This window comes from Pseudomonas sp. RGM2987 (assembly GCF_022952855.1).
Classification (GTDB): domain Bacteria; phylum Pseudomonadota; class Gammaproteobacteria; order Pseudomonadales; family Pseudomonadaceae; genus Aquipseudomonas.
Map to the genome: position 1 here is coordinate 1 of NZ_JALJDX010000023.1, position 667 is coordinate 667.

At 59.8% G+C, this 667-nt stretch carries 1 protein-coding gene; it reads left to right on the top strand.

Features of this window, described 5'->3' with window-relative positions; all coding sequences use genetic code 11:
* A partial coding sequence (locus tag RGM2987_RS00090; RefSeq protein WP_245138089.1) for an immunoglobulin-like domain-containing protein occupies positions 1 to 667 on the top strand: 667 nt, incomplete at both ends.

Here is a 667-nt window from a genome sequence, read left to right on the forward strand (position 1 = left end):
TCAATGTTGATACGCCGGCCAACGATGTCTACAACAATGGCAGCACCGTCAGCACCACCATCACCGGTGCCACCGGCGGCAACTTCGAGAACCTGGTGCCGAGCACCACCCCTGCGGTCACCACGATTACCGACTCGGTGGACAACACTGGCCTGACACTGACCGCCAGCGACACCATCACTGAAGGCGGTCAGATCACCTACACCGCGACGCTGACCAATGCCGCTCAGACGCCGGTGACTGTGACCTTGAGCAACGGCTCGGTCATCACCATCGCTGCCGGTCAAACGACTGGCACTGTTGCCGTTGATACCCCGACCAACGATGTCTACAACAACGGCAGCACCGTCAGCACCACCATCACCGGTGCCACTGGCGGTAACTTCGAGAACTTGGTGCCGAGCACCACCCCTGCGGTCACCACGATCACCGATTCGGTCGACAACACCGGCCTGACCTTGACGGCCAGCGACACCATTACCGAAGGCGGGCAGATCACTTACACCGCGACGCTGACCAATGCTGCTCAAACTCCGGTCACTGTGACCCTGAGCAATGGCGCGGTAATCAACATTGCAGCCGGTCAAACGACTGGCACCGTGGCGGTCGATACCCCGGCCAATGACGTTTACAACAATGGCAGCACCGTCAGCACGACTATTACTGG